The sequence below is a fragment of the Thermus caldilimi genome (assembly GCF_004684245.1).
In the GTDB taxonomy this organism is placed as follows: domain Bacteria; phylum Deinococcota; class Deinococci; order Deinococcales; family Thermaceae; genus Thermus; species Thermus caldilimi.
This window is the reverse complement of the sequence record NZ_CP038452.1, coordinates 1,072,813-1,094,209: the sequence shown is the minus strand read 5'-3', so window position 1 is coordinate 1,094,209 and position 21,397 is coordinate 1,072,813. Positions and strand designations below refer to the sequence as shown.

General features: G+C 65.1%; 22 protein-coding genes. 14 read left to right on the top strand and 8 right to left on the bottom strand.

Translation table 11 applies throughout. The annotated features are described in order from the left end of the window. The 3 genes from speD to EBI04_RS05530 all read right to left on the bottom strand — a co-directional run bounded on the left by speD (window position 1) and on the right by EBI04_RS05530 (window position 3,596). Window positions 1-402, bottom strand: a complete 402-nt coding sequence (gene speD / locus EBI04_RS05540) for an S-adenosylmethionine decarboxylase (RefSeq protein WP_038030290.1) — start codon at window positions 400-402, stop codon at window positions 1-3. 22 nt (window positions 403-424) lie between these two features. Beyond that, window positions 425-3,025 (bottom strand): FtsK/SpoIIIE family DNA translocase, encoded by a 2,601-nt coding sequence (locus EBI04_RS05535; protein ID WP_135256634.1) that lies wholly within the window; start codon window positions 3,023-3,025, stop codon window positions 425-427. Between the two features lie 79 nt (window positions 3,026-3,104). Next, entirely contained in the window at window positions 3,105-3,596 is a 492-nt protein-coding gene (locus EBI04_RS05530) for an OmpH family outer membrane protein (protein WP_135256633.1), read from the bottom strand. A 97-nt stretch (window positions 3,597-3,693) separates the two neighbouring features. Here EBI04_RS05530 and EBI04_RS05525 point away from each other — a divergent pair, with 97 nt between their 5' ends. After that, a complete protein-coding gene (locus EBI04_RS05525) occupies window positions 3,694-4,131 on the top strand; it encodes a hypothetical protein (RefSeq protein ID WP_135256632.1) in 438 nt (145 codons plus the stop codon). An 84-nt stretch (window positions 4,132-4,215) separates the two neighbouring features. Next, window positions 4,216-4,848 carry a CBS and ACT domain-containing protein gene (locus EBI04_RS05520; protein ID WP_135256631.1) on the top strand — a complete coding sequence of 211 codons (633 nt, stop codon included), beginning with the start codon at window positions 4,216-4,218 and terminating at the stop codon, window positions 4,846-4,848. Here the strand turns inward: EBI04_RS05520 and pheA are convergent. Next, on the bottom strand, window positions 4,845-5,666 hold the full coding sequence (pheA, locus tag EBI04_RS05515) for a prephenate dehydratase (RefSeq protein WP_167481892.1): 822 nt from the start codon (window positions 5,664-5,666) through the stop codon (window positions 4,845-4,847). The two genes, EBI04_RS05520 and pheA, sit on opposite strands and share 4 nt — an antisense overlap. 51 nt (window positions 5,667-5,717) lie before the next feature. On the opposite strand from pheA, the gene EBI04_RS05510 reads away from it, so the two are divergent. The 5 genes from EBI04_RS05510 to lptC are packed head-to-tail and all read left to right on the top strand — an operon-like array spanning window position 5,718 to window position 9,904. Then, entirely contained in the window at window positions 5,718-6,467 is a 750-nt protein-coding gene (locus tag EBI04_RS05510; RefSeq protein WP_135256629.1) for a response regulator, read from the top strand. 3 nt (window positions 6,468-6,470) lie between these two features. After that, window positions 6,471-7,493: a lipid II:glycine glycyltransferase FemX gene (locus tag EBI04_RS05505; protein ID WP_135256628.1), complete on the top strand. Its 1,023-nt coding sequence runs from the start codon at window positions 6,471-6,473 to the stop codon at window positions 7,491-7,493. A 54-nt stretch (window positions 7,494-7,547) separates the two neighbouring features. Continuing rightward, window positions 7,548-8,099, top strand: coding sequence for a hypothetical protein (locus EBI04_RS05500; RefSeq protein ID WP_206202077.1), 552 nt, complete (start codon window positions 7,548-7,550; stop codon window positions 8,097-8,099). Next, a complete protein-coding gene (locus tag EBI04_RS05495) occupies window positions 8,096-8,953 on the top strand; it encodes an LptA/OstA family protein (RefSeq protein WP_135256627.1) in 858 nt (285 codons plus the stop codon). Before EBI04_RS05500 ends, EBI04_RS05495 begins: the two co-directional genes overlap by 4 nt. Before the next feature lie 9 nt (window positions 8,954-8,962). Continuing rightward, window positions 8,963-9,904, top strand: a complete 942-nt coding sequence (gene lptC / locus EBI04_RS05490; protein WP_135256626.1) for an LPS export ABC transporter periplasmic protein LptC — start codon at window positions 8,963-8,965, stop codon at window positions 9,902-9,904. Here the strand turns inward: lptC and EBI04_RS05485 are convergent. Together EBI04_RS05485 and EBI04_RS05480 are read right to left on the bottom strand one after the other, a co-directional pair. Then, a complete protein-coding gene (locus tag EBI04_RS05485; RefSeq protein ID WP_135257885.1) occupies window positions 9,901-11,391 on the bottom strand; it encodes an ABC transporter ATP-binding protein in 1,491 nt (496 codons plus the stop codon). The genes lptC and EBI04_RS05485 overlap by 4 nt on opposite strands. A gap of 71 nt (window positions 11,392-11,462) precedes the next feature. Next, window positions 11,463-12,587, bottom strand: a complete 1,125-nt coding sequence (locus tag EBI04_RS05480; RefSeq protein ID WP_135256625.1) for a BMP family lipoprotein — start codon at window positions 12,585-12,587, stop codon at window positions 11,463-11,465. Window positions 12,588-12,647: 60 nt separating this feature from the next. Here EBI04_RS05480 and ligA point away from each other — a divergent pair, with 60 nt between their 5' ends. After that, complete coding sequence (ligA, locus tag EBI04_RS05475; protein ID WP_135256623.1) at window positions 12,648-14,693, top strand: NAD-dependent DNA ligase LigA; 2,046 nt, start codon at window positions 12,648-12,650, stop codon at window positions 14,691-14,693. Window positions 14,694-14,712: 19 nt separating this feature from the next. On the opposite strand, the gene thyX is transcribed toward ligA, so the two are convergent. Next, window positions 14,713-15,534, bottom strand: coding sequence for an FAD-dependent thymidylate synthase (gene thyX, locus EBI04_RS05470; protein ID WP_135256621.1), 822 nt, complete (start codon window positions 15,532-15,534; stop codon window positions 14,713-14,715). A 184-nt stretch (window positions 15,535-15,718) separates the two neighbouring features. On the opposite strand from thyX, the gene trpB reads away from it, so the two are divergent. From trpB to EBI04_RS05455, 3 genes are all read left to right on the top strand, one after another. After that, window positions 15,719-16,936, top strand: coding sequence for a tryptophan synthase subunit beta (trpB, locus tag EBI04_RS05465; protein WP_135256619.1), 1,218 nt, complete (start codon window positions 15,719-15,721; stop codon window positions 16,934-16,936). Then, window positions 16,933-17,712, top strand: coding sequence for a tryptophan synthase subunit alpha (trpA, locus tag EBI04_RS05460; RefSeq protein WP_135256617.1), 780 nt, complete (start codon window positions 16,933-16,935; stop codon window positions 17,710-17,712). The genes trpB and trpA overlap by 4 nt, the downstream gene beginning before the upstream one ends. 182 nt (window positions 17,713-17,894) lie before the next feature. Beyond that, window positions 17,895-18,323, top strand: coding sequence for a hypothetical protein (locus EBI04_RS05455; RefSeq protein ID WP_240695390.1), 429 nt, complete (start codon window positions 17,895-17,897; stop codon window positions 18,321-18,323). 96 nt (window positions 18,324-18,419) lie between these two features. Here EBI04_RS05455 and mqnC read toward each other — a convergent pair whose 3' ends face one another. Beyond that, the gene (gene mqnC / locus EBI04_RS05450) at window positions 18,420-19,553 is read right to left on the bottom strand and encodes a cyclic dehypoxanthinyl futalosine synthase (protein ID WP_167481891.1); all 1,134 of its coding nucleotides are present in this window, start codon (window positions 19,551-19,553) and stop codon (window positions 18,420-18,422) included. 64 nt (window positions 19,554-19,617) lie between these two features. Here mqnC and EBI04_RS05445 point away from each other — a divergent pair, with 64 nt between their 5' ends. The 3 genes from EBI04_RS05445 to rpiA are packed head-to-tail and all read left to right on the top strand — an operon-like array spanning window position 19,618 to window position 21,301. Continuing rightward, on the top strand, window positions 19,618-20,103 hold the full coding sequence (locus EBI04_RS05445) for an adenosine diphosphatase (RefSeq protein ID WP_135256613.1): 486 nt from the start codon (window positions 19,618-19,620) through the stop codon (window positions 20,101-20,103). A 44-nt stretch (window positions 20,104-20,147) separates the two neighbouring features. Then, window positions 20,148-20,615: a thioredoxin-dependent thiol peroxidase gene (bcp, locus tag EBI04_RS05440; protein ID WP_135256611.1), complete on the top strand. Its 468-nt coding sequence runs from the start codon at window positions 20,148-20,150 to the stop codon at window positions 20,613-20,615. 2 nt (window positions 20,616-20,617) lie between these two features. After that, window positions 20,618-21,301 carry a ribose-5-phosphate isomerase RpiA gene (gene rpiA, locus EBI04_RS05435; protein WP_135256609.1) on the top strand — a complete coding sequence of 228 codons (684 nt, stop codon included), beginning with the start codon at window positions 20,618-20,620 and terminating at the stop codon, window positions 21,299-21,301. Window positions 21,302-21,397: the final 96 nt, after the last annotated feature.

Here is a 21,397-nt window from a genome sequence, read left to right as displayed (position 1 = left end):
TCAACCTCCTTGCTGACCACCAAAGGCCCGGCGCTTGATGGCGTGTTCCGTTCCCCGCCAGTAGCGGAAGGCCGATTCCTCCTTGGCCCCGAAGGCCCGGGAGAGCCCCTTCAGGACCTCCTCGGGGTCCACTCCATCCCGGTAGAAGTAGAGGTCCAGGGTGGCGGAGGCGTTGTCCTCGGGCCAGGTGTGGATCATCACCGCCGCCACCGGGCTCACCACCGCCGCCGAGAGCCCCTGGGGATGAAACTTGTACACCACCGACTGGGCCGAGCCCCTGGGTGCCCCCAAGCGCATCACCGCATCCAGGAGGGCGGCCTCCACCATCTTGGGGTTTTCCAAGACATCCAGGTCGCAGCCGTAGATTTCCGCCACCCAGCGCCCGCCCGGCACCGTTTCCACAAGGGGCTATGATAGCACACCTTTACCCGAAGAAATCCTTGAGCTGCTCTTTGCTAACGAGAACCTCCCGGGGCTTGGAACCCTTGGAGGGGCCCACGATGCCCATGGCCTCGAGGGCATCCATCAGCTTTCCGGCCCGGGCGTGGCCGATGGAAAGGCGGCGCTGCAGGCGGCTTACGGAGCCGTAACCCTCCTCCACCACGATCTCCGCCGCCTTCTTGAGAAGGGGATCCGAGAAGTCCACCTCGCCGGGGCCCGCGCCTTCCGGCCCCTTGGGGGGCTCAAAGTCCTGGCCGTAGGCCTCGGCGAAGCGGTCCTCGTAGCTCTGGCCCCTGAGGAAGCCAGCCAGGCGTTGCACTTCCTCCTCGGATAGGTAGGGTACCTGGAGGCGCACGGGCTTGGTGAGCCCGGGCTGGTAGAAGAGGGCATCCCCCTGGCCGATGAGCTTTTCCGCTCCCTGGGTGTCCAGGATGGTGCGGGAATCGAAGCCGCTGGACACGGCAAAGGCCAGGCGGGCGGGGATGTTTACCTTGATGAGGGAGGTGAGGATGTCCACACTGGGCCGCTGGGTGGCGAGGATTAAGTGCATGCCCGTGGCCCGGGCCATCTGGGCCAGGCGCAAAATGGCGGTTTCCACCTCCTTGGGAGCGGTCATCATCAGGTCGGCCAGCTCGTCCACCACGATGATCAGGTAGGGAAGGGTTTCCCCGCCCTCCCGTTCCATCTTGGTGTTGTACTGTTCCAGGTTCCTGGCCCCCACCCCGCTTAGGAGCCGGTAGCGCCGTTCCATGTGGGCTACCGCTCCTTGCAGGACCCCGGCGGCTTCCTCGGGGCTGGTGACCACGGGGCGCACCAGGTGGGGGATGCCCTCGTAGGGGGTGAGCTCCACCATCTTGGGATCGATGAGGAGGAAGCGCAAGGAGGTGGGGAGGTGCTTAAAGAGGAGGCTTGCGATAAGGACGTTGATGGCCACGCTCTTGCCGCTTCCCGTGGAGCCGGCGATGAGGAGGTGGGGCATTTTGGCGAGATCCCTCACCCAGATCTCCCCCTCGATGCTCTTGCCGAGGACTAAGGGCAGAAGGGCCTTGGCGTTTTGGAAGGCGGGGGAGAGGACCGCCTCGGAAAAGCGCACCAGCTCCCTTTTGGGGTTTGGCACCTCGAGGCCCACGGTGTTCTTCCCAGGGATGGGGGCCTCGATGCGCACCGCCCCCACCGCCAGGGCCCGGGCCAGGTCGTTTTGCAGGCTCTGGATGCGGCTGATCTTCTCCCCGGGGGCAGGCAGAAGCTCGTAGCGGATCACGGAGGGGCCGCGGGCATGGCCCACCACCTCCGCCTGCACCCCGAAGTGCTTGAGGGTGTCGGCGATGGTGCGCTTCAGCCTTTCCGCCTCCTCCTCCAGGCCCCGGGCGGTTCCCTTGGGCTCCGGGGGGTCCAGGAGGTCCAGGGTGGGGAGGGCCAGGGCCGTGCTCTGGGGACGGGAGCGGGGCGGTGAAGGGAGGTCCGGCTGGACCTGGGCTGGGGAAGGTTCGGGGAAGACCAGGTCCAGGTCAAAGGGTTCCGGCTCAGGGGCAGGGGGTGGGGGAGAAATCACGGGCGGGGGGTTCCCCGTGAGCAGGGCCCTCAGCCCCTCGGCCTGGGCCTCGGGATGACGGGAGAGGAAGGATAGCCAAGATGAAAGTTCCTCGTAGCGCCCCTCGAGGTCCTGGACCAAACCGGAAAGCTCCTCCCAACGGGCCTTGCGCTCTTCCCGAAGCCTTAGGCCCTGGACCAGGCCTCCCACGCTGGGCTTGGGCGCGGAAAAGGTGAGAAGGGCTTTCAAGCGGGATAAAAGGGCCTGGGCCTCGAGGAGAAGGGCTGCCCGCCGTTCCTCCAGGGCATCCCGCAAGGGACCTCCCCCGGGCACAGGGGTTTTCAAGGCTTGGAGAAGGGCTTGGAGCCGGGGTTCCAGGGGCCTTTGGTCCTCTTCCATCTGCCGCTTCAGCTCGGCGGCCCGTTCCTTCAGGAACTCCCTTAAAGCCTTTTCCACCCCCGGGAGTTCCGCAGAGGAGAGGTTCTGCGCCAGGGCCTTTAGGGCGGTGTGTTCCGGGTAAAGGCGGGCGAGGAGGCCGATCCTTTGCCTGAGAAGAAGGGCTTTCAGGCGGTGGCGGATCCGGCGCACGCCCTCCACCCCCAGGTGCAGGCCGGTGAGAAGGAGGTGAAAAGGAGGTTTTCGCCGCCAGAGGTCCAGGACCAAGGAGGCCAGGATGGGGGGAAGGAGGAAGCCCAAGGCCCCTACCTTGGCTTCCAGGAAGGAGCGCACTTCCTCGCCCATCCGGCCGGAAAGGGGTCCCAGAAGGGGAAGGAGGGCGAAGGCCAGGAGGTAAAGGAAAAGAAGGTGGCGAAGAAGAGGCTTTAGGGGTTTATTCCGGAAGAGGAAGGTCCCCAGGAGGAAAAGGCTTGGTGGAAAGAGGTAGGCGGGTAGGCCCAGCGCCTGGTAGAAGGTTTCCCGGAGGAAGGACCCGAAGGCCCCTGTGGGCAAGGGTAGAAGGGGAGCGGCGAAGAAGACCCCCGCCCCCAAGGCCACTGTACCCAGGGCCTCGAGGTCGCGGTTTCGGCTGAGCCTAGCCGGTTTCCGCTTCGCCATCGGAAGGATTATAACCTGGTGGCGTGGAGGGGAAAAGGGAAGCCCGGGGCATACTTCCCCCGGGCCTGAGGTTGGAGGGCTACTTCTTTAACTCTCTAATCACCGCCTGGGTGAGGTCGGTGTCCTCGTCGGCGTAGACCACCAGCCCCGACTGGGCCGCCACCTGGCGGCTCATGACCACGGCGAAGCCCTGGGCCTTGGCCACCTTGGCGATGGCCTGGTCCACCTCCTCCAGGATGGGTTTGAGCACCGGATTCTGCCGGTCCTGCCATTTCTTCAGGGTGTCCTGGTAGGTCTTGAGGAGAGCTTCGTAGTCCTGGCGTTCCTTGGCCGTGGCCTGTCCCGAGCGGACCTTTTGGTCCAGGGGCTTGAGCTTTTCCTCCAGGGGGGCCAGCTCCTTACGGGCCTGGGCCTGGAGATCCTGCACCTTCTTGTAGTCGGGGTGAGCCTGCACCAAGGCATCAGCGTCCACGAACCCTATCCGAGTGGCCACACTCCTGTTTTGGGCCAGCATGGGGGTGAGGAGGGCGCCGAAGGCCAGGAGGAGGGCCGCAAGGGAGAAGCGCTTCATAGCCTAGAGCCTAAGGCCGTAGGGTGAAGGAGATGTGAGAGAAGCCTCTCTTCCCCTTTGCCCCCGGTGGGGGTACCATGCATGGCGGAGGTGGATTATGCGCAAGGCGTTCTGGGTTTTGGCACTATTAGCCTTAGGCACGGGAGCTTTGGCCCAGCGGGCGGTGTCCTTCCGCCTCTCCCTGCCCCCGGCGGGGCTGGGATTGGGCCTCGAGGCGCCCTTGGAGCGCAACCTGGCCTTCCGGGGCTTCGTGGACCTCTTCCCCGGTGGGCCCAGCTTCCTGGCAGCGGGCGAGGTGCTCTTCAAGCCCGACCTGGGCCAGCTGGACCGGGACCTCAGGGGCGTACGCCCCTACTTTGGTGGGGGGCTTGCTGGGTACTTTGCCGGCTCCGGCGACGTGGGGCTTAACCTGTCCCTGGGAGTGGAGTTCCTCCTGGATGCCCGCACGGGGATCTTCCTGGATGGGGAGTACTTCTATCCCTTCGGCGGCCCGGGCCGCTTTGGGCGCACGGTGATCGGGGTCAACCTGCGCTAAGGCGGCCCTCCCTTCCCCACCCAACCTCGGGTGGGGACATTTTTCTTTAGGTCTCGGGGTAGACTAAAAGCCGGAGGTGAAGCCATGCTGGTCAGGGACTGGATGACCAAGGACCCCCTCACCGTGGCCCCGGATACCCCGGTGCTGGAAGCCATCAATCTTTTGAAGAACAAGGGTTTCCGGCGCTTGCCGGTGGTGAAGGACGGGAAGCTCATCGGCCTGGTCACCGACAAGGACCTCAAGGACGCCATGCCCTCCAAGGCCACCACCCTCTCCGTGTGGGAGATGAACTACCTCCTCTCCAAGCTCACGGTGCAGGAGGTCATGGCCAAGCCGGTGATCACCGTGGAGGCCGACGCCCCCCTGGAGAGGGCAGCTCTTTTGATGGAGGAGAAGAAGATCGGCGGCCTTCCGGTGATGGACGGGGAGAAACTGGTGGGCATCATCACCGTGACCGATGTCCTGAGGGCCTTTATTGAGGTATTGGGGCTTAAAATGGGGGGCTTGCGCATCACCGTGGACATCCCCGATGTCCCCGGGGCTCTGGCCCAGATGGCCCGGGCGGTTCCCCCGGCCAACATCGTTTCCATCGCCACTGCTGCCCATTTGAACGGGTACCAGCGCCTGGTCCTGAGGGTGGTGGGGGAGGATGTGGAGGGTGTCCCTGACCGGCTTCGGGCCGCCGGGGAGCGGGTGGTGGACGTACGCCCCGGTTAGGCGCCGTTGCGGTAGGCGGGATAGGAGCCCAGAACCTTGAGGAAGGCCGCCCGCCGGAGCAGGCCCAGAAGGGCTTGGGCGGGCCCAGGGTCTTCCAGGTGGCCCTCGAGGTCCAGGTAAAAGAGGTAGCTGAAGGGCTTATCGCGCCTGGGCCGGGACTCCAGCTTGGTGAGGTTCACCCCGGCCTCGGCGAACACGGAAAGAGCCTCCAGAAGCCCTCCGGGCCGGTGGCGCACGGCGAAGACGATGCTGGTCTTGTGGGGACCTTCCCCCTTAGGGGCTTCCTCCCGCCCGATGACGAAGAACCGGGTGTAGTTGTGGGGGTAATCCTCAATGTTTTCCGCCAGCACCTTTAGGCCGTAAAGCTCCGCGGCCCGCCGGCTGGCGATGGCCCCCACCCTGGGCTCGGGGTCCTCCGACAGGGACCGGGCTGCCCCCGCCGTATCAAAAACCGGGATAGGAGTAAGGCGCATGCGGGCTAGGAAGCCGTCACACTGGGCCAGGGCCTGGGGATGGCTTTTGACCGCCTTGAGGTCTTTGAGCTCGGTGCCCTCGGGAGCGAGGAGGCAGTGCTCCACCCGGTGGATGATCTCCCCCACCACGTGGAGGTCGCTTTCCAGAAGCAAGTCGTAGGTCTGGTTGATGCTCCCTGCGGTGGTGTTCTCCACGGGCACCACCCCGAGCTGCGCCTCCCCGGCTTCTACCGCCTCGAAGACCTGGTGGAAGGTGGGAAAGCCTATGGGGGTGGAGCCGGGAAAGCTCCTGAGCAGGGCCTCCTCGCTATAGGCTCCTTCCGTTCCCTGGAAGGCGATCCTCATGCTCTCCATCCTACCGCTTCCCGTAGACAGGGGAAAGGCGCTTCCCTTAGCATGGCCCCTGTGGCGCGGCTGCTTGTGGTGGACGATGACCCCCGCATCCGGCACCTGTTGGAGCTCCTTCTTTCCGGGGCCGGCCACCAGGTGGTGCTGGCGGATTCCGCCAAGGCCGCTCTGGAGTACCTGCGCCGGGAAACCCCGGATCTGATCCTTTTGGACATCATGATGCCGGACATGGATGGCCTCACCCTCCTGGGGCGCATCCGGGCGGTGCGCCGCCTGGCCAAGGTGCCGGTGATCCTGTTCACCGGGGGTGGCAAGGAGCTGGAGGGGCTGGGCCGGGCCCTGGGGGCGGATCTCTTCCTGGAGAAGCCCGTTTCCGGCCGCCGGCTCAAGGAGGTGGTGGAAAACCTTCTCGCTCGGGAAGGGTATGTGCTGCCCGGCGGGGAGCGGGTAAATAGCCTCGAGGAGGTGGGTAGCCGCTTGCGGCACGCCTTGCCCGAAGAGGCCCGCTTCAAGCTCCTTTGGCGAAAGACGGCAAGCCGCCGTGCCCTTCTCAAAAACCTTTTGGCCAAGGGCTGGACCGAGGCCCTTTTGCGGCGCCTTCTTCCCGGTGAATACGACCTCTATGACCTCCTCGGCCACCTGGCCTTTGGCTGGCCCCTGGTGTCCTTAAGGGAGCGGGCGGCCCGGGTGCAGGACCCCCGCCTGGCTTCCCACCTGGAGGCCTATCTGGAGGAGAAGCGGCTACCCCTGGAGGGGAACGGCCTCCTGGAAGAGCTGGCCCAGGCCCTGTACGCTTAGGGGGTGGCCGAACTTTTAGAGATCACCGATCCTGAGGCCTGGAACCTGATGGTTTCCAGCCTCCCCATCACCAGCGCCTTGCAGTCCTGGGGCTGGGGGGAGGTGAAGCGGCTTTCCGGCTGGGTGCCCAGGCGGCTTGCGGTCTACGGAAAGGAAGGGCTTCTGGGGGCGGCCCAGGTGCTGCTGCGCCCCCTGCCTGGGGGTCTCCGCCTGGCCTATGTCCCTAGGGGACCTGCCCTGGCCCGCCTCGAGGACCTGCCCCTGGTGGCCAAGGCCCTGGCCCAGGGGGTCCGGGGCACCCACCTGGTCCTCGAGCCCGAGGCGGGGTTGCCGGCGGAGGAACCTCCCCCCACCTTTCCTGGCCTCCTCCTCGAGGAATCCGTCCAGCCCGCCTATTCCCTATGGCTGGACCTCACCCAAGGGGAAGAAGCCCTCCTCAGGGGGATGAAGGAGATGCACCGCCGCAACGCCCGCCTAGCCCTCAAGCGCACGGAGCTCAGCGTGGAGGGGGAGGAGGCCTTTCCCGAGTTCTTCCACCTCTTTGAGGAAACCAACCGCCGGGCCAAGCTCCTGCAACACGCAAGGGAGTACTACCAGGCGGTGCTTAGGGAGATGAACCAGCCCTACGGGGAGGCCTTTTTGTCCTTGGCCCGTAAGGAGGGGGAAGCCTTGGCGGCGGGGCTTTTCGTGGCCTTCGCCGGTAAGGTGGACTACCTCTATGGGGGAAGCAGCCGCAGCCACCCCGAGGCCAAGGCGCCCATGGGCATGCACCTGGCGGCCATCCGCCATGGGATCGGACGCGGCTACCGCATCTACGACCTCTGGGGCGTGCCCAGGACCCCGGAGGGTAGCCACGCGGAGGGGATATGGCGCTTCAAGGAGGGGTTTGGGGGTAGGCGCGTCCGGTTTCCCGCCTACACCCTGCCCCTTTCCCCCCTCTACCGCCCTTTGAAGCTCCTCCTGCGCCTGCGCAAGACCTGGGTGAACCTGCGGGTGCGGGGGAACCCGCGGGATGTCTTAGGCTGAAAGGGCTTGCGGGTCTTGTCATCTTTCTCAAGGGGCCTTGGGTAAGGTGGGAAGGTGGTGCGGCTCCTCCTTCTCCTTCTTGTCGTTCTCAGTGTGGTTTTTTGGTTCCTCCGGCCCCAGCCCAAGCCCTTGCCCACGGAAGGCGTGCGCCTTAAGGGGGTGGAGTTCTACCTTTTCCCCGAGGAGGAGGGGGTGGAGTGGCGGTTCGCCGCCCAGGAGATGGTGGAGGAGGGGGGGGTTTTCCGCATCCAGGGGGAGCTTAAGGGGGAACGCTATGTGGAGGACCGGCTGGACCTGCGCCTTTTCGCCCCCGAGGTGGCGGTGGAGCCAGGGGATAACCTGCGGGCTCCTTTCGCCCGGGTGGAGATCCTGAAGGGATGCTTCCGCCTTCAGCTTTCCGCCCCGGGCAGGGGAGAGGTCCTTATCCGGCAGAAGGAGGGGTTTTTTGCCCCCTGGGTGCGGATCGAGGCCCCTAACCTGAGGGGAGAGGCCCAGGGCTTTCGCTCGGATTTCGGCATGGAGCGCATAGAAGCGGAAAGCCCGCGGTTTGAGTTGCCCGCGGGTGGCACCTTTGGTCCTTGTACCGTGGAAGGAGGTAGCTCATGAGAAGGTGGGTTTGGTTGTCCCTTTTGGGTTTGGCCTTAGCGGCTGCCAACGTCCGGATCATCCAGGTGGAGGGGGGGCGCCTTTCGGGGGACCTGCGCTACGGCCCCTGGACCTTTGAGGGGGAGGTGAGGGGCCGGGTGAAGGACCTGGAGATCCGCTCCCCCAAGGCCACCCTCACCGCACCCAAGGGCAAGACCATGCAGGAGGCGGAAGGGGAGCGGGAGGCCCGCTTTGAGGGCGGGGTGGTGGTGCGCCGGGGCCGGGTGGAGGCCAGGGGACCGGTTCTGGTCTACCGGGAGAAGACCGGGGAGGGGGAGCTTCTGGGCCCGGCCCGCATGCGCCAGGAGCCCAAGCCCGGGGAGGACCCGGTGGAGGTGGAGGCCAGCCGCATGACCTTTCAGGTGGACACGGACACCTCCAGCAGCGAAAATGCCCTCCTTAAGAGCGGCAACCAAGAGGGGCGGGCCGCCTTGGTCTACTACGAGGAGGAGAAGGGCCTGGCGGTCTTCACCGACCCCAAGGAGGTGGTCCTCGTCCGCAAGCGCAAGGAAGGGGATTTGGTGATTCGGGCCAAGGAGGTGCGGAGCCTCACCGGGTCCAAAAGGCTCATCGCCACCGGAGGGGTACGCCTGCAGGATGGGGATCTGGTGACCACCGGGGAGAGCCTTTACTACGACGACACCACCGGGGAGGCCTTGGTGCTGGGCAGGCCGGCGGTGAGCGAGAATAAAAAAGAGGGCTTCAGGCTTTCGGGGAGCACCCTACAGCATAACGTAAATCGCCGCCAGGTGCGGGTTTATGGAAAGCCTTTCCGTTTGCCCGTGGAGGAGTTCAAAAAGCTAGGGGAGAAGTAGGTTCTAAGTATGGGTTGCCTCCGCCTCGGCCTCCTGGGAAGTGCCGTTGGAGCGGTCCTTCTCTGGGCCCTAGCCCAGGAGGTTTTCCGCCCCGAGGTGGAGCTGGTCCGCAAGGACAAGCGAGTGGTGGCCTGGGTGAGCGAGGAGGAGGGAAGCCTCTTCTACGCGGACTACGGGGACCTCTTGGTGGGGGAGCTGCAGGCCCTTTCCCCCGAGAGGGTCCAGGTGGGAGATCAGGCTTTTTTCAGGGATGCGGGGAGCACGGTGGAGGAGGGGCTGAAGGTGGGGGAAAGGGTGGAGGTGGCCTATAACCCCGATTGGGAACAGGAGGGGCATCCCTACCTGATGCGTTTGCGAAGGGCTGGAGAAGGGAAAGGGGACCGCTACCTCCGCCTCGTCCTCTTTGACCCCAAGGGGGTGGAGGTGCGCCTGGGGGAGGAGGTGGAGGCCAGGGGGCCCCTGGCGGTGGTGGAGCGGGGTGGGGTGGAGGAGCTCTTCCTCTCCGGGGGAGAGGCCCGGTACCTGGAGGAAGAAGGCCGGCTGGAGCTAAGGCCGGCCCCCGGAAAGGTGGCGCTGGCCCAGGGGCAGGTGCGGGTGGAGGGGCAGAGGCTCCGTTACCAAAACGATACCGGGGAGGCCCTATTGGAGGGTCCTCTGGAAGTGCGCCGGGAAGGGGAAAAGCCCCTTTCGGGCAAGGCGGGCTCCTTGCGCTATTTTCTGGACGAGGACCGGATCTGGCTTCTCGGAGGGGTGGAGCTTACCCAGGGCAGGCGCACCACCAAGGCTGAGCGGGCGCTTCTCAGGGAAAAGGAAGGGTACGCCTTCCTGTATGGGAAGGTGGAAAGCCGGGACGAAAGGGGTGTGGTGCGGGGGGAGCGGGTGCGCTACGCCCTGAAGACCGGGGAAGTGGTGGTCCTGGGTGGGGTGGCCGGGGAGTTCCGCGGCGACTAGGCGGGCACGCCCGCCATCAGGAGGCCCAGGCGCTCTTCCTTGGCTTCTTCCGGGGTGAGTTCCCCCACGATGCGCCCCTCGTACATGACCAGGATGCGGTCGGAGAGGCTGATCACCTCGGAAAGGTCGGCAGAGACCAGGAGCACCGCCAGGCCCCGGTCCCGGGCCTCCACCAGGCGCTGGTGGATGAACTCGATGGCCCCCACGTCCACGCCCCGGGTGGGCTGGGCGGCAATGAGGAGCCTGGGGTCCCTTAGGAGTTCCCGGCCCACCACGATCTTCTGCTGGTTGCCCCCGGAGAACCGCCGTGCGGAAAGTTCCGTGGAGCGGGGGCGGACGTCAAAGTCTTCCACCAAGCGGCGGGCGTGGGTCTCCACCGCTTCGCCATCTAAAAACCCCAAGAACCCCCGGAAGGGCCTCCGGTGCTGGTCCCCCAGGATGGCGTTCTCCCGCACGGAGAAGTCCAGGACCAGCCCCCGGGCAAGCCGGTCCTCGGGGATGTGGCTCACGCCTGCCTCCCGTACTTTGAGAGCCAGGTGGGGAAGAGGGTGGCCCAGGTAGCGCACCGTTCCCCGGTACTTGCGCAGGCCCGCCAGGGCCTCCACCAGCTCGGTCTGGCCGTTCCCTTCCACCCCGGCGATGCCCACGATCTCCCCGGAGCGCACCTGGAAGCTCACCCCCTTGAGCCTGGGGGCGGCCTCGAGGCCCTCCACCTCCAGCACCACCTCGCCCGGCTTGGCAGGCCCTTTTTCTACCCTTAGGACCACCTCCCTTCCCACCATCATCCGAGCCAGCTCCTCCAGGGAGGTCTCCCCGGTCTTTACCGTGCCCACCACCTTCCCGTCCCGGATCACCGTGACCCGGTCGGATACGGAAAGCACCTCCTTCAGCTTGTGGCTGATGAAGATGGCGGCGTTTCCCTTGGCCACATAGGCCCTGAGGAAGCGGAAAAGCTCCTCCGCCTCCTGGGGGGTTAGAACGGCGGTGGGTTCGTCCAGGATGAGGATTGTGGCCTGGCGGTAGAGGGCTTTGAGGATCTCCACCCGCTGCTGCAAGCCCACGGGAAGGTTCTCGATGCGCTCGTCCAGGGGTACCTGGAAGCCCAGCTCCTCCATGAGGGCGGTGGCCCGCTTCCTAGCCTCGTCCAGATTGAGGTATAGAGGGCTTCCCGGCTCGAGGCCCAGGACCAGGTTCTCCAGCACGGTGAAGGGCTCCACCAGCATGAAGTGCTGGTGGACCATGCCGATGCCGTGGGCGATGGCGTCCAGGGGGCTCTTGGGCCGGTAGGGCTTGCCGTCCACCCACATCTCCCCTTTGTCCGGCGGCTGCAGGCCGTAGACGATCTTCATCAGGGTGGACTTCCCCGCCCCGTTTTCCCCCACCAGGGCCAAGACCTCGCCCCAGTTCAGGTCCAGGCTGATGTGGTCGTTGGCCAGGACCAGGGGGAAGCGCTTGGTGATGTCCTTGAGCACCAGGGCCTTTGCGATGGTTCCGCTAGCCTCCACGCCCGGAGTATACAAAAAGGCCGGGGGAACTCCCCGGCCTAGAGAGCCCTTTTTTAGCGCTTTTCAGGCACCTTGAGCTGGCCCTTGATGACCTGTTGCTTCAAAACCTCCAGCTTGCTCACCACCGCAGCGGGGATCAGGGCCTTGTTGTACTCGTCCAAGGCGTAGCCTACCCCGTTGTTGGCCAGGCCGAACTCCCGCACCCCACCCTTGAAGGCCTTCTGCACCACGCTCTTGATGACCTCGTAGGTGGCCACGTCCACCCGCTTCATCATGGAGGTGAGGCCGTGGTTCAAGGTGGCGGGATTGTTGTCGGTGTCCCCCAGGTAGTTCTGGTTGGCGTCCACCCCGATGAAGAAGAGAGGCGTGGCCTTGGTGCCGTCGGTGCCGCAGGTCTTGGTGTAGTCGGCGTACTTGGGCACCTTGGCGTAGGGGTCAGCCTTCCGCACGAAGCGGACGGCTCCGCCTTCTTTCAGGCACTTGGCCTGCTTCACGTAGTCGATGAGTCCCAGGCCTGAACCACCGGCGGCGGCGTAGATGATGTCGGCTCCCTGGCGCACCTGGCTGGCGGCGATTTCCTTGGCCTTGGCGGGGTCGTTCCAGGCAGCGGGGGTGTTGCCCACGTAGCCCACCAGGACCTTGCCCTGGATCTTGTCCTCCTTGAAGGCGTACTCCGCCCCGGCCCGGAAGCCTGCCTCAAACTTGTGGATGAGGGGGATGTCCATGCCGCCGATGAAGCCCACCACCCCGGTGCGGCTCATCTTGCCGGCGATGTAGCCCACCAGGAAGCTTCCCTCGTGCTCCCGGAAGACCAGGCCCACGGCGTTGGGCAGCTTACCTTCCCCGGGGACGGCGTCGATCACCGCAAAGTTCACCTTGGGGAATTCCTTGGCGGTGGCGGTGATGGCGGGTTCGTTGGCGAAGCCCACCCCGATCACCAGGTCAAAGCCCTCCTCGGCGAAGGTGCGGATGCCCTGGCCCACCTGGGAGGGGTCGGCGGGCTCGAAGTCGAAGAGCTTAACCCCGAAGTCCTTGGCTGCCTTCTGGGCTCCTTCCCAAGCGGACTGGTTGAAGGAGCGGTCAAACTTGCCGCCCGCATCAAAGGCGATCCCCACACGCACCTGGGCCAGGCTTAAACCTAGGGCCAATACCGCCAAAAGGGCCACCATACGTTTCATCTGCCACCTCCTATGGCATTTCGCCGTAGGGCATTATACCCGGTTCGGTAAACTCAAGGCATGACCCTGGAGGAGGCTCGCAAACGGATCAACGAGCTCCGGGACCTCATCCGCTACCACAACTACCGTTACTACGTCCTGGATGCCCCGGAGATCTCCGATGCCGAATACGACCGGCTTTTGAGGGAGCTTAAGGAGCTGGAGGAACGCTTTCCCGAGCTCAAAAGCCCGGATTCCCCCACGGAGCAGGTGGGGGCTAAGCCCTTCGGTCAGCCCTTAGGCTACCTCGAGGCTACTTTTCGCCCCATCCGCCATCCCACCCGCATGTACTCCCTGGATAACGCCTTCACCTTGGAGGAGGTCAGGGCCTTTGAGGAACGGATTGAACGGGCCCTGGGCAGGAAGGGGCCTTTCCCCTACACGGTGGAGCACAAGGTGGATGGCCTTTCCGTGAACCTCTACTACGAGGAAGGGATCCTGGTCTGGGGGGCCACCCGGGGGGACGGGGAAACAGGGGAGGAGGTCACCCAAAACCTCCTCACCATCCCCACCATTCCCCGAAGGCTTGAAGGGGTACCGGAGCGCCTCGAGGTCCGGGGCGAGGTGTACATGCCCATAGAGGCCTTCCTCCGCCTCAACGAGGAGCTGGAGGAAAAAGGAGAGAAGATCTTCAAAAACCCCAGAAACGCCGCCGCCGGCTCCCTCAGGCAGAAGGACCCCCGGATCACCGCAAGGAGGGGCCTCAGGACCACCTTCTACGCCCTGGGCCTTGGCCTGGAGGAGAGCGGGCTCAAGACCCAGCTGGACCTCCTTCGCTGGCTTAGGGAGAAGGGGTTTCCCGTGGAGCACGGCTTCGCCCGGGCTAAAGGGGCAGAGGGGGTGGAAAGGATCTACCAGGACTGGCTGAAGGAGCGGCGCAGCCTTCCCTTTGAGGCGGATGGGGTGGTGGTGAAGCTGGATGACCTTTCCCTCTGGCGGGAACTGGGGTACACCGCCCGAGCCCCGCGCTTTGCCATCGCCTACAAGTTCCCCGCGGAGGAGAAGGAAACCCGCCTGCTGCAGGTGGTTTTCCAGGTGGGACGCACGGGCAGGGTGACGCCGGTGGGTATTTTGGAGCCCGTCTTCATAGAGGGAAGTGAGGTCAGCCGGGTCACTCTCCACAACGAAAGCTACATCGAGGAGTTGGATGTGCGCATCGGGGACTGGGTCCTGGTGCACAAGGCGGGGGGGGTGATCCCCGAGGTCCTCAGGGTCCTGAAGGAGAAGAGGACCGGGGAGGAGAGGCCCATTCGCTGGCCGGAAACCTGTCCCGAGTGCGGCCACCGCCTGGTTAAGGAGGGCAAGGTGCACCGCTGCCCCAACCCCTTGTGCCCGGCCAAGCGCTTTGAGGCCATCCGCCATTACGCCTCCCGTAAGGCCATGGACATCGGGGGCCTCGGGGAGAAGCTCATTGAGAAGCTCCTGGAAAAGGGCTTGGTGAAGGATGTGGCTGACCTTTACCGGCTTAAGGAGGAGGACCTGGTGGGCCTCGAGCGCATGGGGAGGAAAAGTGCGCAAAACCTCCTGCGCCAGATTGAGGAGAGCAAGGGGCGGGGCCTGGAGCGGCTCCTCTATGCCCTGGGATTGCCGGGGGTGGGGGAGGTGCTGGCCCGCAACCTGGCGGCCCACTTCGGCACCATGGACCGCCTCCTCGAGGCCACCCTGGAGGAACTCCTCCAGGTGGAGGAGGTGGGGGAACTCACCGCCCGGGGGATTTACGAAACCCTGCAGGACCCTGCCTTCCGGGACCTGATAAGGCGCCTCAAGGAGGCTGGGGTGGAGATGGAGGCCAAGGAACGGGGGGAGGAGGCTTTAAAGGGCCTTACCTTCGTCATCACCGGGGAGCTTTCCCGCCCGCGGGAGGAGGTGAAGGCCCTCCTAAGGCGCCTTGGGGCCAAGGTGACGGACTCCGTGAGCCGCAAGACGGGCTACCTGGTGGTGGGGGAGGCCCCAGGGAGCAAGCTGGAGAAGGCCAAGGCCTTAGGGGTGCCCACCCTGACGGAGGAGGAGCTGTACAGGCTCATAGAGGAACGCACGGGAAAGCGTCTGGAAACCCTGGCCTCCTAGGGCGGGTGGCCGGGTGGGGTCAGTCTGGAAGGCCTGGGTTAAAGATCTTTCCCAGGGCCTCCTGGAGCCTGGAACCCGATAAACCAAGCTCTTTCAGGGCCTTTTCGTAAAGCTCCGGGGTGAGAAGCCCTTGGAGGGCCTTAAGCTCCGTACGGGAAAGATGGGCTCCCTTTAATACATGCTCCTCAAAGCTTTGCCAGGCCAGGGGCACATGGGCCTTGACGATTTCGGCGATGGCCTTGGCGTACTGCCTTATCTCCCACTGGGCATGGGGGTCCAGGCGCAGGGCCAGGAAGTGGAAAAGATTGTGGAGGTCCTGCTTCCAGTAGAACTCGGTGTAGAGGTTTAGGGGCAGGACCATGCGGGCCATCTCCCGGGCGATCCCCTTTTCCAGAAGGGTTTGGTAGGCCTGGTAGGCTTCCCGCTCCACGTCTTTGAGGAGAAGGGAGGCTTCCTCATTGGAAAGCTCCCCCTCGGAGCCTTGCTTGTTCCGCCGGGCTTGTTTCCGCCACGCTTGTGGCTCGTAAAACTGCTCCTTAAGGACGGAGTAGCGACCGGAGATCTCGTTCACGCTGGCGGTGCGGTGGCGGAACCACTGGCGCACCACGAAGATGGGAGCCTTCACGTGGAACTTGAACTCCACCATCTCGAAGGGGCTGGTGTGGCGGTGGCGCATGAGGTAGTCGATGAGGGCGGCGTCCTCCCGCACCGTCTTGGTGCCGGGGCCGTAGGAAACCCTGGCCGCCTGGACGATGGAGGCATCGCTTCCCATCACCTCCACCAAGCGCACGAACCCCTTGTCCAAAACCGCAATCTCAAGGTACGCTTCCGCATGACCCATGCCTTTGAGTCTACTTGCCCTTTGGCCCGAAGGGGTCTACCCTAAGCTCATGCGGGTCCGCACCCCCTTTGCCTACAAGTGGCGGCATGGGCGCTACAGGCCCTCTTGACCTTGGCTCTAAGGGCTTGCGGCGTGTAGGATGGATGGGCTTTGCGGCGCTAGGGCGCCCATTTTCGGAGCAAGTATGTTGAGGTTGCCAGACTTTCCCCTGCCCGACCCTCGAGGACGCTTCGGTCCTTACGGAGGTAGGTACGTTCCCGAAACCTTGATCCCGGCCTTGGAGGAGGTGGAGGCCGCCTACCGGGAGGCCAAGAAGGACCCGGCATTCTTGGCGGAGCTTGAGTACTACCTCAAGACCTTTGCTGGCCGGCCCACTCCCCTTTACCACGCCAAGAGGCTTTCCGAGTACTGGGGTGGGGCCCGGGTGTACCTGAAGCGGGAGGACCTCCTGCACACCGGGGCCCACAAGATCAATAACACCCTGGGCCAGGCCCTTTTGGCCCGGCGTATGGGCAAAAGGCGGGTGATCGCCGAAACCGGAGCTGGGCAGCACGGGGTTTCCGTGGCCACGGTGGCCGCTCTCTTTGGCCTGGAATGCGTGGTGTACATGGGGGAGGAGGACGTGAGGCGGCAGGCCCTAAACGTCTTCCGCATGAAGCTCCTGGGGGCTGAGGTCCGGCCCGTGGCCGCGGGGAGCCGCACCCTGAAGGACGCCACCAACGAGGCCATCCGCGACTGGCTTACGAATGTGCGCACCACCTTCTACATCCTGGGCTCGGTGGTGGGCCCCCACCCTTACCCCATGATGGTGCGGGAGTTCCAGAGCGTGATAGGCGAGGAGGTGAAGGCCCAGAGCCTGGAGCTTTTCGGCCGCTACCCCGACGCCCTCATCGCCGCCGTGGGCGGGGGTTCCAACGCCATCGGCCTCTTCGCCCCCTTCGCCTACCTGCCGGAAGGGGAGCGCCCAAGGCTCATCGGGGTGGAGGCGGCGGGGGAGGGGCTTTCCACCGGGCGCCATGCCGCCAGCATCGGGGCGGGAAAGCGGGGGGTCTTGCACGGGAGCTACATGTACCTCCTCTACGACCACGACGGCCAGATCACCCCGGCCCACTCCGTTTCCGCGGGCCTGGACTACCCGGGGGTGGGGCCGGAGCACAGCTACTACGCCGACCAGGGCATCGCCGAGTATGCGGCGGTCACCGATGAGGAGGCCCTGGAGGGCTTCAAGCTCCTGGCGCGCCTCGAGGGGATCATCCCCGCCTTGGAGTCCGCCCATGCCATCGCCCACGCCGCCAAAGTGGTGCCCGAGATGGAGAAGGACCAGATCGTGGTCATCAACCTCTCGGGCCGGGGGGATAAGGATGTGACCGAGGCGATGCGCCTTCTGGGAGGGGAGCTATGACCACGCTGGAAGCCTTTGCCCGGGCCAGGGCCGAGGGCCGGGCTGCTTTAATCCCCTACCTCACCGCGGGCTTCCCCAGCCGGGAAGGGTTCTTGCAGGCGGTGAAGGAGGTGCTGCCCTACGCCGATCTTTTGGAGATCGGCCTGCCCTACTCCGACCCCCTGGGGGACGGCCCGGTGATCCAGCGGGCCAGCGAGGAGGCCTTGAGGAAGGGGATGAGCGTTCAGGGTGTTCTGGAGCTCTTCCGGGAGGTGCGGGCCCTCACCGAAAAGCCCCTTTTCCTTATGACCTACCTGAACCCCGTGCTGGCCTGGGGGCCGGAGCGGTTCTTTAGCCTTTTCAAGCAGGCGGGGGCCACGGGCCTCATCCTGCCTGACCTTCCTCCCGATGAGGACCCCTCCCTGGTGCGCCTGGCGCAGGAGATCGGCCTGGAAACGGTATTTCTCCTGGCCCCCACCTCCACGGATAGGCGGGTGGAAACCGTGGTGGGCTACGCCACCGGGTTCATCTATGCGGTTTCCGTCACCGGGGTCACCGGGGAGCGGGAGCGCCTGCCCGAGGAGGTGCGGGACCTGGTGCGGCGGATCAAGACCAAAACCTCCTTGCCCGTGGCCGTGGGCTTCGGGGTTTCGGGGCGGGAGACCGCGGCCCAGGCGGCGGTGGCCGACGGGGTGGTGGTGGGAAGCGCCTTGGTGCGGGCCCTCGAGGCGGGCCGCCCCTTGGCGCCGATCCTGGAGGAGGTCCGGCAGGGGCTCTTCCAGAAGGAGCCGGCCTGACGCTGCCCTGGCTTCGCCGGGAGAGGTGCCCTGGGGAGGGGATCGTTTACCGCCTGTTAACCTCCGGGGGGTAGCCTCCCCTCCGGAGGTGAACCGTGGGGTTGACGAGGATCTTCCCCGTAGGGGCAGGGCTGCTGTTCTTGGCTGCGTGTGGCCTTATCCCTGGTTTTGGAGGTCCTAAGGTGACGGGCGGGTTTCAGGGGGACTGGCAGGAGGTGGCCTCGGGCCTGAGGTTGGCCCTGGTGGGCCTGACCTCCGAGGGCCAGGTGGACTACTCCAACCCGCTGGAGATCAAGGACCCGAGCCTCCTCCGGGGCTACTGGATGGAGCTTCTCCCCGTGGCCGCCGAGGGCAGCTACCAGGTGGTGGCTTACCGGGACGAGGACAACAACGGCCACTTCAGCCGGGGAGATACGGTGCTGGGCGACACCTGCAGCCGGTACCTCCTCTACGCCAATGGCTCCGGGGACAAGCTTTACTGGGCGGGTACCCTGCGGCTTCTCCGGGTGCGCCACGGCTGGAACGGCTATGATGCCGCCCAGGAGGGCGAGCCCTACCAGGCCGCCCTTTACACCGGCTTTGATCTTTACCGCCAGGGGCAGCGCCCCTGAGGCCACCCCACGCGGACCCCGTCCCCCTGGGGGTCCGTGGGAAGGGTGGCCACCTCCTCCGTCTCGGTGAGGCAGGGGGTTCGGCGGAAAAGGGTGTCAGGCCAGGGGGAGCTCCACCGGCTCCTCCTCGGCCAGGATGGCCTCGGGGTCCGGGTAGCGCAGGATGCGGTAGAGGGGGTCCCGCTCCGCAGGCTTGAACCCTGCGTCCACGATGTGGCGCACGATCTGGCGCACCGTGGCGTGGGTGCGCCCGTGCCCCCCTGCCGCCGAGACCACGTTCTCCTCCAGCATGGTGCTACCGAAGTCGTCTGCCCCGTAGTAAAGCGCCGCTTGGGCCACCTTGAACCCCAGGGTGGGCCAGGAGGCCTGCAGGTGGGCGAAGTTGTCCAGGGCGAGCCGGGCCACGCTCAGGGTTTTCAGGTACTCGTGGGCCGTGGCCCCTGGGGCTTTCCCCTTCAGGCGGGTGTGCTCCACCTGCAGGGTCCAGAGGGCGAAGGCGGCAAAGCCGTTCCGGTACTGCTTCAGGGCCTTGTCTTGCTGGGTGCGGATGCCTAAGAGGTGAAGGGTGCGCTCCTTTGGGCCTTCCCCGAAGCCGATCACCATGCTGGCCAGGGTGTAAAGCCCCAGGGCCTGGGCGGCGTCCACGATGCGGTACCAGTCGGCGGTCCGGATGCGGGCAGGGGCGGCCCTGTGCCGCACCTCGTCCACTAAAATCTCCGCCCCCGCCCCCGGCATCCCATCCAGGCCAGCTTCCATCAGCTTTTCCAGGATTTCCTCGGCCTTAAGTCCGGTAAGCCGTTCTAGCCCCAGGATTTCCTCGGGGCTGAAGGCATCGATGCGCAGGTCGGGGAAACGGCCCTTCAGGTAGCGCAGAAGGTCCAGGTACCACTCCAAGGGCAGGTCGGGGTTCACGCCTCCTTGCATGAGGATGCGCCTTCCCCCCACCTGGTAGAGTTCCTCCACCTTCCTGGCGATTTCCTCGTAGGTGAGGGTGTAAGCGTCTTCTTGCCGCCGGGTGCGGTAAAAAGCGCAGAAGGCGCAGGCCACGGTGCAGACGTTGGTGTAGTTGATGTTGCGGTCTATCAAGAAGGTGACCACCTCGGGGTCGGTCTTCTGCAAACGGACCTCATGGGCGGCGGCGGCCAGCTCGGGAAGGGGCAGGTCAAAGAGGGCTATGACCTCCGCCTCGGAAAGCCTTTCTCCCGCCACGGCCTTTTCCAGCACATCCATGGGCCTTATGCTACACCCTTAGGGCTTCGCCGGGTGGAAGCTGGGCCACGGGTAAAATGAAAGCATGGAACTCAAGGTAATCTCCATCGAGAAGCCGGGAAACCTGAATGTCATCCTGGGCCAGGCCCACTTCATTAAGACGGTGGAGGACCTGCACGAGGCCTTGGTGACGGCGGTGCCAGGTATAAAGTTCGGCCTTGCCTTCTCCGAGGCCAGCGGCAAGCGCCTGGTGCGGCGCTCGGGCACCGATCCCCAGCTTACCGAGCTTGCAGTCAAGAACCTCCTCAACCTGGCGGCGGGGCACAGCTTCCTCATCGTTTTAGGGGAGGGGTTTTACCCCATCAACGTGCTCCATGCGGTGAAGGCCTGCCCGGAGGTGGTGCGCATCTATGCCGCCACCGCCAATCCCCTCAAGGTGGTGGTGGCGGAGGAGGGGGAGCAAAGGGCCATCCTGGGGGTCATGGATGGTTTTAAGCCCCTGGGGGTGGAGGACGAGGCTGAGGTGGCCTGGCGCAAAGACCTTCTCCGCCGTTTCGGCTACAAACTTTAGCGCCCTCTTATCCCCGCTCCGGGGGCTTGGGGTAAGATGCCCTCATGGAGCCTGGAACTGCTGCGCCCGATTTCGCCCTGCCGGACCAGGAGGGGCGGATTCACCGGCTTTCCGATTACCGGGGGAAATGGGTGGTTCTCTACTTCTACCCCAAGGACGACACCCCGGGTTGCACCAAGGAGGCCTGCGGCTTCCGCGACCGCATGGGGGATCTGCAGGAGCTGGGGGCCGTGGTGCTCGGGGTGTCGGCGGACGACATTTCAAGCCATAAGCGCTTCGCCGAGAAGTACGGTTTGAACTTTCCCCTCCTGGCTGATCCCGAGCGGGGGGTCATCCTGGCCTACGGGGCTTGGGGGAAGAAGAACCTTTACGGTAAGGAGTACGAGGGGGTTTTACGCCAGACCTTCCTGATTGATCCCGAGGGCCGGATTGCCCAAGTCTGGCGCAAGGTATCCCCGGAGGGCCACGCCGAGGAGGTGGCTGAGGCCCTGCGGGCCCTGAGGGGGTCTTGAGGATGGAAAGGCCTTTGGAAAGCTACAAGAAAGAGGCTGCCCATGCGGCGGTGGCCTTTGTGCAGGATGGCATGGTGGTGGGCTTGGGCACGGGGTCCACGGCCCGGTATGCCGTCTTGGAGCTGGCCCGGCGCCTCCGGGAAGGGGAGCTTAGGGGGGTTAAAGGGGTTCCCACCTCGGAGGCCACCAAGGACCTGGCCCTGAGGGAGGGGATTCCCCTGTTGGATCTTCCCCCAGAGGGGGTGGACCTGGCCATTGACGGGGCTGATGAGATCGCTCCGGACCTCTCCCTCATCAAGGGTCTTGGCGGGGCTCTTTTGCGGGAGAAGATCGTGGAGAGCAACGCCAAGGAGTTCATCGTCATCGCCGACCACACCAAGAAGGTGTCCGTGTTGGGCCGGGGAGTGGTGCCGGTGGAGATCGTGCCCTTTGGCCACCTGGCCACCCTAAGGGCCATCCGCGCCCTTGGGGGGGAGCCGGAGCTGAGGATGAACGGGGATGAGGTCTATTTCACTGACGGGGGCCACCTCATCGCCGATGTGCGCTTTGGCCCCATTGGGGATCCTTTAGGCCTCCACAAGGCCCTTTTGGCGATCCCCGGGGTGGTGGAAACGGGGATCTTCGTGGGGCTCGCCACCCGGGCCCTGGTGGCGGGCCCCATGGGGGTGGAGGAGCTCCTCCCCTAGGGGCCGGGTGCTAAGATGGAGGTCATGAAGGGCATGCCTTTGGGCTAGGGCGGGAAGGACCTTCCCGCCCGGGGCGCATGCCCCGGTTTTTCTTGG

What these genes read in the sequence shown, in the direction of transcription:
- EBI04_RS05535 (WP_135256634.1), bottom strand. Translation starts at nt 3,025, where the DNA reads ATGGCGAAGCGGAAACCGGCTAGGCTCAGCCGAAACCGCGACCTCGAG.
- EBI04_RS05530 (WP_135256633.1), bottom strand. Translation starts at nt 3,596, where the DNA reads ATGAAGCGCTTCTCCCTTGCGGCCCTCCTCCTGGCCTTCGGCGCCCTC.
- EBI04_RS05525 (WP_135256632.1), top strand. Translation starts at nt 3,694, where the DNA reads ATGCGCAAGGCGTTCTGGGTTTTGGCACTATTAGCCTTAGGCACGGGA.
- EBI04_RS05520 (WP_135256631.1), top strand. Translation starts at nt 4,216, where the DNA reads ATGCTGGTCAGGGACTGGATGACCAAGGACCCCCTCACCGTGGCCCCG.
- pheA (WP_167481892.1), bottom strand. Translation starts at nt 5,666, where the DNA reads ATGAGGATCGCCTTCCAGGGAACGGAAGGAGCCTATAGCGAGGAGGCC.
- EBI04_RS05510 (WP_135256629.1), top strand. Translation starts at nt 5,718, where the DNA reads ATGGCCCCTGTGGCGCGGCTGCTTGTGGTGGACGATGACCCCCGCATC.
- EBI04_RS05495 (WP_135256627.1), top strand. Translation starts at nt 8,096, where the DNA reads ATGAGAAGGTGGGTTTGGTTGTCCCTTTTGGGTTTGGCCTTAGCGGCT.
- lptC (WP_135256626.1), top strand. Translation starts at nt 8,963, where the DNA reads ATGGGTTGCCTCCGCCTCGGCCTCCTGGGAAGTGCCGTTGGAGCGGTC.
- EBI04_RS05480 (WP_135256625.1), bottom strand. Translation starts at nt 12,587, where the DNA reads ATGAAACGTATGGTGGCCCTTTTGGCGGTATTGGCCCTAGGTTTAAGC.
- ligA (WP_135256623.1), top strand. Translation starts at nt 12,648, where the DNA reads ATGACCCTGGAGGAGGCTCGCAAACGGATCAACGAGCTCCGGGACCTC.
- thyX (WP_135256621.1), bottom strand. Translation starts at nt 15,534, where the DNA reads ATGGGTCATGCGGAAGCGTACCTTGAGATTGCGGTTTTGGACAAGGGG.
- trpB (WP_135256619.1), top strand. Translation starts at nt 15,719, where the DNA reads ATGTTGAGGTTGCCAGACTTTCCCCTGCCCGACCCTCGAGGACGCTTC.
- trpA (WP_135256617.1), top strand. Translation starts at nt 16,933, where the DNA reads ATGACCACGCTGGAAGCCTTTGCCCGGGCCAGGGCCGAGGGCCGGGCT.
- mqnC (WP_167481891.1), bottom strand. Translation starts at nt 19,553, where the DNA reads ATGGATGTGCTGGAAAAGGCCGTGGCGGGAGAAAGGCTTTCCGAGGCG.
- EBI04_RS05445 (WP_135256613.1), top strand. Translation starts at nt 19,618, where the DNA reads ATGGAACTCAAGGTAATCTCCATCGAGAAGCCGGGAAACCTGAATGTC.
- bcp (WP_135256611.1), top strand. Translation starts at nt 20,148, where the DNA reads ATGGAGCCTGGAACTGCTGCGCCCGATTTCGCCCTGCCGGACCAGGAG.
- rpiA (WP_135256609.1), top strand. Translation starts at nt 20,618, where the DNA reads ATGGAAAGGCCTTTGGAAAGCTACAAGAAAGAGGCTGCCCATGCGGCG.